Genomic DNA, 12,800 nt, shown 5'->3' with positions numbered 1-12,800 from the left:
CTTACTCTTCCTCATGGCTTGATTCAGGCTCACGATCCCACGATAAACGAGGGTCGAAGGTCATGGCCGCAAACATGGTCATAATCACCACCAGTGCAAACATTAAAGCCCCCATCGCGGGATAAATACTCATCAAACCGCCCATCCGCACCAGCGCAGAGAGAACGGCAATCACAAACACGTCGATCATTGACCAACGACCGACAAATTCGACCACTTCGTAAATCAGATGCATGCGTTCGCTGTCGCGTTTTCCGTGGCCTTTTGCATCCCAACAGAGCCAGGCAATGGCTATCATTTTTAAAGTGGGCACCATGATACTGGCGATGAAAATCACGCCGGCGACAGGATAGGATCCTTCGCTCCACAGCAGTATGACCCCGGCGAGGATCGTCGAGGGCATTTTATCGCCGAGCAAATCGGTGATCATAATCGGCAGAATATTAGCGGGCAGATACAGCATGACGGACGTGACCAGCAGTGCCATCGTCCACTGCAGGCTATTTTTACGGCGAACATGGCCCTTCGTTTCGCAGCGCGGACAAACCTCAAGATCGGCGGGCAGCACGGCGGTACAGCACGGACAAGAACGGAGCCCCTGGCGGATACCCGGCACGCCGACCTTCACCGTCTGCGCGAGCGTCGGTGCCGGGGCGATATCGTCCCAGGCCCAGCGCCTGTCCACGCACTGGAAAGCACGCAGCTGCAGGACACAGTACAGACACCAGGGAATAAAGCTGCTGCCTATCCCCACGTCGCCGTACGCCATCAGCTTCACGAAACTGACCAGTATCCCTGCGAGAAAGATCTCGGCCATCCCCCAGCTTTTGAGCTGAAAAAGGATGCGCGCGAGCCGGATTTTCAGCGGTGACGGCATCCTGACGCGGTTAACCAGCAGCAGGATGACGACCAGGCAAAACGCCGGGACTATCTGGACGAATAGCAGAAAAAAGGTGCCGAGGCTGGCGTAATCTTCCGAGAACATCACGCCCGGGATTTCAAGCAGATCCACCTGGCTTGTCATCCCGCCCACCTTCATATAGACGAAGGGGAAGAGATTGGAGAGCAGCAGCATGAACAATGCTGCCAGCGCGTAAGCGGTGGGACGCTGCCGCGGCGCGTCCCACTCGGTTGTCAACGTCGCGCCACAGCGTGGACACTGGGCTTTATGTCCGTGACCAAGCTCTGGCAACGCCACGAGCATATCGCATTGCGAGCATAATATATGCCTGTCGGCATGGTGCTGGTCACACATATTTAATCCCTGTTATGCGCCGTTTTTCAGAGACTCAAGGTACTCCCAGCGCTCAAATGCTTCTTCCAGGGCTTTTTCAGCCGCGGACATTTCAGCCAGTACTTTCTGAGTATAGTCATGCGATTGGGTAAAGAATGAGGCATCAGCAACCTGCGCTTGCAGCTCCTCAAGCGCGGCCTCCAGCTCTTCAAGACGCTGAGGTAGCCCCTCCAGTTCGCGCTGCAGGTTATAGCTTAGTTTAGCCGAGGTTTTCTTGACAGTTTCTGCTTTTGTTACAGCAGGTTCAGAACTTGTTCTGGACTTCGACTGTTTCTGCGCCAGAGACTGCGACTGCTGCCCTTTTGCGTCGTGATAACCGCCCACGTACTGGCCAATTCGCCCTTCTCCTTCGAAGATCCAGCACTCGGTCACGGTGTTATCCACGAACTGACGATCGTGGCTAACCAGCATCACGGTTCCCTGATACCCATCGATCAGCTCTTCGAGTAATTCCAGCGTTTCGACATCCAAATCGTTCGTCGGTTCATCGAGGATCAACAGATTACTTGGCTTCAGGAACAGACGGGCCAGCAGAAGACGGTTACGCTCCCCGCCGGACAGCGCGCGCACCGGTGTCATGGCGCGTTTCGGGTGGAACAGGAAGTCCTGCAGGTAGCCCAGAACGTGACGCGGCTTGCCGTTTACCATCACTTCCTGTTTACCTTCGGCGAGGTTGTCCATCACCGTGCGGTCCGGATCCAGCTCTGCGCGGTGCTGGTCGAAGTAGGCCACTTCCAGCTTAGTGCCACAGTGAATGCGACCGCTGTCGGCCTGCAGCTGGCCCAGCATCAGCTTCAGCAGCGTGGTTTTGCCGCAGCCGTTCGGGCCGATGAGCGCAATTTTGTCCCCGCGCTGAACCTGCGCGGAGAAATCTTTCACCAGCACCTTGCCGTCAACCTGGTAGTTAACGTTTTCCATTTCGAAGACAATCTTGCCGGAACGGGACGCCTCTTCCACCTGCATTTTGGCGCTGCCCATGACTTCGCGGCGCTCGCTGCGCTCGCGACGCATCGCCTTCAGGGCACGCACGCGGCCTTCGTTGCGGGTACGGCGGGCTTTGATGCCCTGGCGGATCCAGACCTCCTCCTGCGCCAGCTTGCGGTCGAACTCTGCATTCTGCAGCTCTTCCACGCGCAGGTTTTCTTCTTTCTCCAGCAGATAGGTGTCGTAATCGCCGGGATAGGTGACCAGCTTGCCGCGGTCGAGGTCAACAATGCGCGTCGCCATATTGCGAATAAACGAACGGTCGTGCGAGATGAAGATGATGGTGCCGCTGAAGGTTTTCAGGAACCCTTCCAGCCAGTCAATCGCTTCGATATCCAGGTGGTTGGTTGGTTCGTCCAGCAGCAGTACCTTAGGGCCGCTGACCAGCGCGCGCCCCAGCGCCGCTTTACGCAGCCAGCCGCCGGAGAGCGCCGACAGCTCCATGTCGGGTTCCAGCCCGAGCTGCGCCAGCACCTCGTTAATGCGGTTTTCCAGCTGCCACAAACCGTGGTGATCGAGCATCTCCTGCACTTTCGCCAGTTCGTTGAGATTCTTGTCGCTCGGGTCGGTCATCACCAGATGCGAAATCTCGTGATAGCGCTTCAGATACTCCGCCTGCTCGGAGATGCCTTCCGCCACGAAATCGTACACGCTGCCGGTGACATGACGCGGCGGATCCTGCTGGAGGCGGGAGACGATCAGATCCTGCTCGTATACGATGCGGCCGTCATCCAGCCCCTGCTCGCGGTTGAGGATTTTCATCAGCGTGGATTTACCCGCGCCGTTACGGCCCACCAGACAGACGCGCTCGTTATCTTCGATATGCAGCTCTGCATTATCGAGAAGCGGTGAGTCGCTGAAAGAGAGCCACGCGCCGTGCATACTAATTAATGACATTTATTTTTCCTTTCAGACCGCGGTAATCAACCAGCAGTTATGAATTTGACGGTTACGGGCGAAGTCCTGAGACAGCGTTTTTTGACTGATTTCTTGTGCTTTCAGTCCCAGGGCTGCCAGGCCGTCATGATCCATACGGAAGCCGCGTTTGTTGTTCGAGAACATAATGGTGCCGCCTTTGCGCAGCAGGCGCTTCAGGTCGGTCATCAGGCGCAGGTGATCGCGTTGAACGTCAAAGCTATCCTCCATGCGCTTGGAGTTAGAGAAGGTCGGCGGATCGATAAAGATCAGGTCGAACTGCTCGTCGGTATCGCGCAGCCAGCCCAGCACGTCGGCCTGCATCAGGCGATGCTGACGTCCGGTTAAGCCGTTCAGACGCAGGTTACGCTCGGCCCACTCGAGATAAGTGCGGGACATATCCACCGTGGTAGTGCTGCGCGCGCCGCCGAGACCGGCATGCACGCTGGCGCTGCCGGTGTAGGAGAACAGGTTGAGGAAATCTTTGCCCTTGCTCATCTGGCCGAGCATGCGGCGGGCAATGCGGTGGTCGAGGAACAGGCCGGTATCAAGATAGTCGGTCAGGTTCACCCACAGGCGAGCGTTATATTCGCCCACTTCGATAAAGTCGCCCTTTTCGCCCATCTTCTGGTACTGGTTTTTACCCTTCTGACGCTCGCGGGTTTTCAGCACCAGCTTGTTGGGCGCAATCCCCAGCACGGCAATGGTGGCCGCAATGACGTCCAGCATGCGCTGGCGCGCTTTTTGCGCATCGATGGTTTTCGGCGGAGCATATTCCTGAATCACCACCCAGTCCGCATAGCGGTCAACCGCCACGTTGTACTCCGGCAGGTCGGCGTCGTACAGGCGATAGCACTCGATCCCTTCCTGCTTCGCCCATTTTTCAAATTTCTTCAGGTTTTTGCGCAGGCGGTTGGCGTAATCCTCTGCCACGCCGGTTGGCTTGCTGTCCGCCGCTTTCTCTGCCAGATGGTAGTTTTTCTGCACGCAGTCCAGCGGGCCGTTTTTCGCCTTAAACTGGCGGTCGGCACGCAGCTGCAGGCAGCTCAGCAGCTCCGGCGAGGCGCTGAACAGAGACAGATTCCAGCCGCCGAAGTAGTCCTTCATATTGCGGCCCAGCAGGCTGTGCAGGGCAATCAGCGCCGGTTCGCTGTCGAGACGCTCGCCGTATGGCGGGTTGCTGATTACGGTCCCGTACGGGCCTTTCGGCAGCGGGTTGGTCAGGTTCGCCACGTCTTTCACCTCGAAGGTGACCAGCTCGCCGATACCGGCGCGACGGGCGTTGCTGCGCGCGCGTTCTATTACGCGCGGGTCGCTATCCGAACCGTAGAAGTGAGAGGTATACTCCGCCAGCCCCTTACGCGCGCGGGTCTGCGCGTCGTCTTTAACCTCTTTCCAGAGCGCTTCGTCGTGCTGCGCCCAGCCTTTGAAGCCCCAGTGGCCGCGGTGCAGCCCCGGCGCACGGTCGGTTGCCAGCATTGCGGCCTCAATCAGCAGCGTACCGGAGCCACACATTGGGTCAAGCAGCGGCGTGCCCGGCTGCCAGCCGGAGCGCATCACGATGGCGGCGGCCAGGGTTTCTTTGATCGGCGCCATACCGGTGCGATCGCGGTAGCCGCGCAGGTGCAGACCCGCGCCGCTCAGATCGAGGGAGATGCTCGCCGTGTCGCCGTTCAGCCAGACGTTGATACGCAGGTCCGGGTTTTCGCGATCGACGTTCGGACGTTCCTTATTTTTACGCGTGAAGCAGTCCACAATGGCGTCTTTTACGCGCAGGGCGCCGTACTGGCTGTTGCGGATCTCGTCGTTCACGCCGTTGAAATGCACCGCGAAGGTGGCGTTAGGCGTGAAGATCTCTGTCCAGTCGATCATCTGTACGCCGGTGTAGAGATCCAGGTCGCTATAGACCTTGCATTCCTTCATCGGCAGCATGATGCGCGACGCCAGACGGCTCCACATCAGGCTCTGGTAAATAAGCCGCGTGTCGCCCTCAAAATGGACACCACCCTGAACCACCTGGCACTCTTGCGCGCCCAGGGCTTCCAGTTCAGTTTTTAACAGCTCTTCCAGCCCACGGGCCGTACTGGCAAACAGAGAATTCATATCGTCACTTTTACTCTTAGAAAATTGTCGCGCATTATAGCTAATATGGCGTGTATGTCATAAAGTTGAAGGCTTATTTTCATTCGAGGGAGTGTGCAGTGGCGACGTTATCCAGGCTTTTTATTCATCCGGTGAAATCCATGCGCGGCATCGGCGTCACTCACGCGCTGGCAGACATGAGCGGGTTCGCCTTCGATCGTATTTTTATGGTCACCGAGCCTGACGGTACGTTTATCACCGCACGCCAGTTCCCTCAGATGGTTCGCTTTACCCCTTCCCCGCTTCACGACGGTTTGCACCTTACCGCGCCGGACGGTTCCAGCGCCGTGATTCGCTTTGCGGATTTTGCGGCTGTCGACGCGCCAACGGAAGTATGGGGCAACCATTTCACCGCGCGCATCGCCCCGGATGAAATTAACCGCTGGCTGAGCGGCTTCTTCTCCCGCGACGTGCAGCTGCGGTGGGTTGGGCCGGAACTGACGCGTCGCGTAAAGCGCCACGACGCCGTTCCCCTCTCCTTCGCGGATGGCTTCCCGTTCCTGCTCACCAACGAAGCGTCTCTGCGTGATTTACAGAATCGCTGTAAAGCCAGCGTACAGATGGAACAGTTCCGCCCGAATCTAGTCGTGACCGGAGCGGACGCCTGGGATGAAGATACCTGGAAAGTCATCCGCATCGGCAGCGTCATCTTTGATGTCGTCAAACCCTGCAGCCGCTGCATTTTCACCACGGTAAGCCCTGAGAAAGGCCAGAAGCATCCTTCCGGCGAGCCGCTGAAAACGCTGCAATCGTTCCGTACCGCGCAGGACAACGGCGATGTCGATTTCGGCCAGAACCTGATCCCGCGCTCCAGCGGCGCAATCCGCGTAGGCGATGAGGTTGAAATTCTCGCCCGCGGGCCGGCGCGAGTGTACGGCTCAGGCCAGGAAGAAGAAATGGTCGAGGTTGAGACGAATGTCGCCACTGGGGTGGATATTCACTGGCAGGGCAAGGTTATTCGTGGCAACAATCAGCAGGTTTTACTGGAGCAGCTGGAGCAAGCCGGTATTCGCGTACCGTATTCCTGCCGCGCGGGAATTTGCGGATGCTGCCGCATCAAGCTGCTGGAGGGAGAAGTGAGTGCGCTGAAAAAATCTGCAATTGGAAATGACGGCACAATCCTGTGCTGTAGCTGCGTACCGAAAACGTCGGTACAACTGGAAGCTTAAACCGCTTGTTCGAGGCTGAAGGCATCGACGCGCAGCTGTGGCTTCAGCCTGTCATTCATGACTTTGATCGCATCACCTAACTGCATTACACGCCCGGCAATCGTCACGCCGGGCTGCGCCAGCAGACAGAGTGCGGCGTTTTCGCCCGGTTCAACCACTAACAGGCTCACCTCTTCGGCGGTATCGCTCAGGTTAACGCTGGCCGCATCGCCCGTTGCTGGCGTCCAGTCCATGCCGTGAGGCAGGAAATGCCAGCTTTTCGGCATTTGCGGTTTCAGGAAACGGATAGCCACCAGCGCATTTAATACCAGTTCGGCACGCTGCTCTTTAGAGAGCATCAGGTCGCGGCATTTTTCTTCAAAGGAGAAATAAAGCGCCGCATCGTCAACGCAAAAGCCCGATGGAGAAAACGCGTCCGGGGTTAACATTCGGCGGGCAAAACGAGAACGAAACAACATGCCATTGGCTAAATCGAGCATCATACGGTCATGCTCGTCGCAAAAATACCAGCGCCAGTTATCGTCAGGTTTAATTCGCATGTGTCTCTCCCGTCCCCAAACGTCCTGTACTAAAAATGTCCTGTTCGCCGCTTCGTTTATAACACTAGTAATAAAAGACGATAATGTCTAAATAAGCAACAGTGACGGAATATAAAACAACCAGGGCTGGAAATAAAGCCCTGGTTGTCTGATTAAGAAAAAAGATTAGATATGTGTAACGATTTCTTTAATCAAAGGCGGGCCTTTAAAAATAAAGCCGGAATAGATTTGCACCAGTGACGCACCGGCCGCCATCTTCTCGCGCGCAGCAATCACCGAGTCGATACCGCCGACGCCAATAATCGGTAAACGGCCTTTTAATTCCGCAGACAGCGCGCGAATAATTTCGGTGCTTTTTAATTGTACCGGACGGCCACTTAACCCACCCGCTTCGTCACAGTTTTTCATTCCCTGAACGAGCGAACGATCGAGCGTGGTATTCGTTGCAATCACCCCGTCAATATTATGGCGAACCAAACTGTCGGCAACCTGGATCAATTCTTCGACAGAAAGATCCGGCGCGATCTTCACCGCGACCGGAACATATTTATGGTGGATCGCCTGGAGTTCATTTTGTTTATTTTTAATGGCACTCAGAAGATCGTCCAGCGCTTCGCCATATTGTAAGGAGCGCAGCCCCGGGGTATTGGGTGAGGAAATATTCACCGCGATATACCCGGCATAGGCGTAGACTTTTTCCATACAAATCAGGTAGTCATCTTTACCCTGCTCAACCGGCGTATCTTTATTTTTGCCAATATTGATGCCTAACACCCCATCAAAATGGGCTTTCTTCACGTTCTCTACCAGATGATCAACGCCGAGGTTATTAAAGCCCATGCGGTTGATCAACCCTTCGGCTTCGACCAGGCGGAACAGGCGCGGCTTGTCATTTCCCGGCTGCGGGCGCGGCGTGACGGTACCAATTTCGATGGAGCCAAAGCCCATCGCGCCCAGGGCATCAATGCACTCGCCATTTTTGTCCAGACCGGCCGCCAGACCCAGCGGATTTTTAAAGGTCAGCCCCATGCACTGCACAGGCTTTTCCGGCACGTTTTGACGCACCAGGGCCGCCAGAGGCGTTCCTGTAATACGACGTAATTGCTGGAATGTAAATTCATGAGCGCGCTCGGGGTCGAGCTGGAAAAGGGCTTTACGAACGAAGGGGTAGTACATGAACTCTCCTGGATTCCCGGTGTGCAAACCGGGAGGGGATTATGGGCGATCCCGTCACGAAAGGGAATTGACCTGCGGCAAAAAAATCGGCGTAAAACGCAATCGTTTACCTCCCACTCTCTTTCTTATGCAGTTTTTCGCAGTTTAATTGCGGATAAATCATTTAGTGGAATAACCGCGCGGTGTCACACTCCTGAAAATTGTTATGAATGTTAGACAAAAGCAAACAATTAGTTATAAGGAGGAAGTATGCGCGTCATTACCCTGGCCGGAAGTCCACGATTCCCTTCGCGTTCCAGCGCCCTGCTGGAATATGCCCGCGACAAGCTCAATGCCCTGGACGTGGAAGTGTGCCACTGGAATCTGCATAACTTCGAACCTGAAGATTTGCTGTATGCCCGCTTCGACAGCCCCGCGCTGAAAACCCTCACTGAGCAGCTCAAGGAAGCGGACGGCCTCATCGTTGCGACCCCGATTTATAAAGCCTCTTTTTCGGGTGCGCTGAAAACGCTGCTCGATCTTCTCCCCGAGCGCGCACTGGACGGCAAAGTGGTTCTGCCGCTGGCAACGGGCGGCACGGTGGCCCATTTACTGGCGGTGGATTACGCCCTGAAGCCGGTGCTGAACGCCCTGAAGGCGCAGGAGATCCTTCACGGCGTTTTCGCGGATGATTCGCAGGTCATTGACTACCAGCATAAGCCGCACTTCACGCCGAATCTGCAAACGCGCCTTGATGCCTCGCTGGAAACTTTCTGGCACGCGCTGCATCGCCGGGATATCCAGGTTCCTTCTTTTAATCCGCCGCAGGGAGTCGCACATGTTTAAAACCTTAACCCGCCTCGGACTGGCTGGCCTGATGGCGTTTACCGCGCTGGCACATGCCGCAGAAACCGCACCGGACAGTTTACGGATTGGCTACCAAAAAGGCAGCGTCAGTATGGTGCTGGCAAAAAGCCACCAGCTGCTGGAAAAACGCTTCCCGGACACCAAATTCTCATGGGTAGAGTTCCCGGCAGGGCCGCAGATGCTTGAAGCCCTGAACGTCGGCAGTATCGATCTTGGCAGTACGGGCGACATCCCGCCTATTTTCGCTCAGGCTGCCGGGGCAGACCTGGTATACGTCGGTGTAGAACCCGCTAAGCCGAAAGCCGAAGTCATCCTGGTACCTGAAAACAGTGACATTAAAAGCGTCTCCGACCTTAAAGGGCGTAAGGTCGCTTTCCAGAAGGGTTCCAGCTCGCACAACCTGCTGCTGCGCGCCTTACAGGAAGCCGGGCTCAAGTTCACCGACATTCAGCCCGTTTACCTGACGCCCGCTGACGCGCGCGCCGCGTTCCAGCAGAAGAATGTTGATGCCTGGGCTATCTGGGATCCTTACTACTCCGCGGCATTACTGCAGGGTGGCGTACGGGTGCTGAAAGACGGTACCACGCTGAAGCAAACCGGTTCGTTCTACCTCGCCTCACGCCCTTACGCCGAAAAAAACGGCGCGTTTATTCAGGGCGTACTGGATACCTTTACGCAGGCAGATGCCCTGACCCAGAGTCAGCGTCAGGCGAGCATCGCCCTGCTGGCAAAAACCATGGGCTTACCTGAGCCGGTGATCGCGAGCTACCTCAGCCACCGTCCGCCCACCACCATTGCGCCTGTCGACGCGCACGTCGCCGCGCTTCAGCAACAGACTGCTGACCTCTTCTATCAAAACCGCCTGGTACCAAAACAGGTCGATATTCGCGAACGCATCTGGCAGCCCGCTGGCAAAGAAGGAGCTAAATCATGAGTCTGAATCTTTTCTGGTTTTTACCCACCCACGGTGATGGACACTATCTTGGTACAGAAGAGGGCTCGCGCCCGGTTGACCATGGCTATCTTCAGCAGATTGCCCAGGCGGCGGACCGAATCGGTTTTACCGGCGTGCTGATCCCGACCGGACGCTCGTGCGAGGATGCCTGGCTGGTGGCCGCGTCGATGATCCCGGTCACCCAGCGCCTTAAATTCCTGGTTGCATTGCGTCCGAGCGTCGTTTCACCCACCGTGGCGGCGCGTCAGGCAGCAACGCTGGACAGGCTCTCCAACGGCCGCGCTCTGTTTAACCTGGTGACGGGCAGCGATCCGCAGGAGCTGGCGGGTGACGGCGTGTTCCTCGACCATACCGAGCGCTATGAAGCCTCCGCCGAATTTACCCGCGTCTGGCGACACCTGCTGGAAGGCGAAACCGTCACCTTTGAAGGTAAGCATATTCACGTTCGCGACGCGAAGCTCTACTTCCCGCCGGTGCAGCAGCCGCGCCCTCCGCTCTATTTTGGCGGATCGTCGGATGTGGCCCAGGATCTGGCCGCCGAGCAGGTCGATCTCTATCTGACCTGGGGCGAGCCGCCCGAGCTGGTGAAAGAGAAAATTGCCCAGGTCCGCGCCAAAGCCGCCGCCCATGGCCGCAAGGTGCGCTTCGGGATTCGCCTGCACGTGATTGTGCGCGAAACCAATGAAGAAGCCTGGCAGGCGGCAGACCGTCTGATCTCCCATCTGGACGATGAGACCATTGCGAAGGCGCAGGCTGCGTTTGCCAAAACCGACTCCGTCGGGCAGCACCGCATGGCCTCTCTGCACAACGGCAAGCGCGAGAATCTGGAAATCAGCCCGAACCTGTGGGCGGGCGTGGGTCTGGTACGCGGCGGCGCGGGCACGGCGCTGGTCGGCGACGGGCCAACCGTGGCTGCACGTATTAATGAATACGCTGACCTGGGCATCGACAGCTTTATTCTCTCCGGCTATCCGCACCTGGAAGAGGCCTACAGGGTGGGCGAGCTGTTATTCCCGCATCTGGATGTCGCCGTTCCGGAAATTCCGCAGCCGCAGCGGCTCCAGTTGCAGGGCGAAGCCGTGGCAAACGAGTTTATTCCGCGCAAAGCCGCACAGAGCTAAGGAGTGACCATGTCTGCCACCTCACAAAAATGGCTGCTGCGCGCCGCCCCGTGGTTTTTGCCCGTTGGCATCGTGGCGCTCTGGCAGCTCGCATCGTCTACCGGCTGGCTGTCGAGCCGCATTTTGCCCTCTCCGGAGGGCGTTATCGAAGCGTTCTGGTCGCTGAGCGTCAGCGGAGAGCTGTGGCAACATCTGGCGATCAGCTCCTGGCGCGCGGTGATTGGGTTTTCCATCGGCGGCAGCATCGGTCTGGTGCTGGGTCTGATCAGCGGCCTTTCACGCTGGGGGGAAAGGCTGCTGGATACCTCCATCCAGATGCTGCGCAACGTGCCGCATCTGGCGCTGATCCCGCTGGTCATTTTGTGGTTTGGGATCGATGAGAGCGCCAAAATCTTCCTCGTGGCGCTGGGCACGCTGTTCCCGATATACATCAACACCTGGCACGGCATCCGCAATATCGATCGCGGTCTGGTGGAGATGGCGCGCAGCTACGGCTTATCGGGTTTTTCCCTCTTTGCTCACGTGATTCTGCCGGGCGCCCTGCCCTCCATTATGGTCGGGGTGCGCTTTGCGCTCGGCCTGATGTGGCTGACGCTGATTGTGGCGGAAACCATCTCAGCCAACTCCGGTATTGGCTACCTGGCGATGAACGCCCGCGAATTCCTGCAAACGGACGTGGTGGTGGTCGCCATCATTCTGTATGCACTGCTCGGCAAACTCGCCGACGTCAGCGCACAGTGGCTGGAGCGCAGCTGGCTGCGCTGGAACCCGGCCTATACCCTTCAGGAGGCGAAAGCATGAATACCGCACGACTCAATCAGGGCACGCCGCTGCTGCTGAACGGCGTAACCAAACGCTACGGCGAAAACACCATCCTTAACGGGCTGGATCTGCACATTCCCGCCGGCCAGTTTGTGGCTGTAGTCGGGCGCAGCGGCGGCGGAAAAAGCACACTCCTGCGTCTTTTAGCCGGGCTGGAGGCCCCCAACGGAGGAGAGATTCTGGCAGGAACCACGCCGCTGGCCAATATTCAGGACGATACGCGCATGATGTTTCAGGATGCGCGCCTGCTGCCGTGGAAAACGGTGATTGATAACGTCGGGCTAGGGCTCAAAGGCAACTGGCGGGATGAAGCCCGTCAGGCGCTGGCCGCCGTCGGGCTGGAAAACCGTGCAGGTGAATGGCCTGCGGCGTTGTCGGGCGGCCAGAAGCAGCGCGTGGCGCTGGCGCGGGCGTTGATTCACCGTCCGGGCCTGCTGTTGCTTGATGAGCCGCTTGGCGCTCTTGATGCCCTGACGCGGATAGAAATGCAGGATCTGATTGAATCCCTCTGGCAGGCGCACGGCTTTACGGTACTGCTGGTGACGCATGACGTGAGCGAAGCCGTGGCGATGGCGGACCGGGTATTGCTTATAGAAAACGGGAAAATCGGTTTGGATCTGACGGTGGACATCCCGCGCCCTCGTCGCGTGGGCTCGGCGAGACTGGCGGAGCTGGAAGCCGAAGTGCTGGATCGGGTGATGAAACGTGGGGAAGCGGAGATTCAGCGGATAAAGGCCAATGCCTGATGCCCTCACCCCGGCCCTCTCCCCAGGGGAGAGGGAGAAAACCGATGCCCCGCGCCCCCACGTAGGCCCGGTTAGCGTAGCGCCACCGGGC

The 12,800-nt window shown here is 57.6% G+C and carries 11 protein-coding genes; 6 read left to right on the top strand and 5 right to left on the bottom strand.

Translation table 11 applies throughout. The annotated features are described in order from the left end of the window. Position 1: 1 nt before the first annotated feature. Genes pqiA through rlmKL form a run of 3 tightly spaced genes read right to left on the bottom strand, consistent with a single transcriptional unit; the run spans position 2 to position 5,296 of the window. Positions 2–1,255, bottom strand: a complete 1,254-nt coding sequence (pqiA, locus tag IM265_RS10685; protein ID WP_100170519.1) for a membrane integrity-associated transporter subunit PqiA — start codon at positions 1,253–1,255, stop codon at positions 2–4. Positions 1,256–1,267: 12 nt separating this feature from the next. Then, positions 1,268–3,175, bottom strand: a complete 1,908-nt coding sequence (locus tag IM265_RS10680; RefSeq protein WP_028012596.1) for an ABC transporter ATP-binding protein — start codon at positions 3,173–3,175, stop codon at positions 1,268–1,270. Between the two features lie 12 nt (positions 3,176–3,187). Further along, complete coding sequence (rlmKL, locus tag IM265_RS10675; RefSeq protein WP_028012595.1) at positions 3,188–5,296, bottom strand: bifunctional 23S rRNA (guanine(2069)-N(7))-methyltransferase RlmK/23S rRNA (guanine(2445)-N(2))-methyltransferase RlmL; 2,109 nt, start codon at positions 5,294–5,296, stop codon at positions 3,188–3,190. A 98-nt stretch (positions 5,297–5,394) separates the two neighbouring features. Between rlmKL and IM265_RS10670 the strand changes: the two genes are divergently transcribed. Beyond that, the gene (locus IM265_RS10670) at positions 5,395–6,504 is read left to right on the top strand and encodes a YcbX family protein (RefSeq protein ID WP_047368226.1); all 1,110 of its coding nucleotides are present in this window, start codon (positions 5,395–5,397) and stop codon (positions 6,502–6,504) included. Here IM265_RS10670 and zapC read toward each other — a convergent pair. Further along, a complete protein-coding gene (gene zapC, locus IM265_RS10665; protein ID WP_028012593.1) occupies positions 6,501–7,043 on the bottom strand; it encodes a cell division protein ZapC in 543 nt (180 codons plus the stop codon). The genes IM265_RS10670 and zapC overlap by 4 nt on opposite strands. Before the next feature lie 165 nt (positions 7,044–7,208). Beyond that, a complete protein-coding gene (gene pyrD / locus IM265_RS10660; RefSeq protein WP_045261711.1) occupies positions 7,209–8,219 on the bottom strand; it encodes a quinone-dependent dihydroorotate dehydrogenase in 1,011 nt (336 codons plus the stop codon). Positions 8,220–8,468: 249 nt separating this feature from the next. Between pyrD and ssuE the strand changes: the two genes are divergently transcribed. The 5 genes from ssuE to ssuB are packed head-to-tail and all read left to right on the top strand — an operon-like array spanning position 8,469 to position 12,709. Next, entirely contained in the window at positions 8,469–9,044 is a 576-nt protein-coding gene (ssuE, locus tag IM265_RS10655) for an NADPH-dependent FMN reductase (RefSeq protein ID WP_028012591.1), read from the top strand. Next, positions 9,037–9,999 carry a sulfonate ABC transporter substrate-binding protein gene (locus tag IM265_RS10650; RefSeq protein WP_028012590.1) on the top strand — a complete coding sequence of 321 codons (963 nt, stop codon included), beginning with the start codon at positions 9,037–9,039 and terminating at the stop codon, positions 9,997–9,999. The genes ssuE and IM265_RS10650 overlap by 8 nt, the downstream gene beginning before the upstream one ends. Further along, on the top strand, positions 9,996–11,141 hold the full coding sequence (ssuD, locus tag IM265_RS10645) for an FMNH2-dependent alkanesulfonate monooxygenase (protein WP_193030949.1): 1,146 nt from the start codon (positions 9,996–9,998) through the stop codon (positions 11,139–11,141). Before IM265_RS10650 ends, ssuD begins: the two co-directional genes overlap by 4 nt. A gap of 9 nt (positions 11,142–11,150) precedes the next feature. Beyond that, on the top strand, positions 11,151–11,942 hold the full coding sequence (ssuC, locus tag IM265_RS10640) for an aliphatic sulfonate ABC transporter permease SsuC (protein WP_047368223.1): 792 nt from the start codon (positions 11,151–11,153) through the stop codon (positions 11,940–11,942). After that, the gene (gene ssuB, locus IM265_RS10635) at positions 11,939–12,709 is read left to right on the top strand and encodes an aliphatic sulfonates ABC transporter ATP-binding protein (protein ID WP_041910612.1); all 771 of its coding nucleotides are present in this window, start codon (positions 11,939–11,941) and stop codon (positions 12,707–12,709) included. Before ssuC ends, ssuB begins: the two co-directional genes overlap by 4 nt. Positions 12,710–12,800 lie beyond the last annotated feature (91 nt).

The organism is Enterobacter cloacae complex sp. P17RS (genome assembly GCF_014895885.1).
Lineage (GTDB): Bacteria > Pseudomonadota > Gammaproteobacteria > Enterobacterales > Enterobacteriaceae > Enterobacter > Enterobacter bugandensis.
Note: the sequence above shows the minus strand (reverse complement) of the source record. Positions and strands in the feature narration are given on the sequence as shown.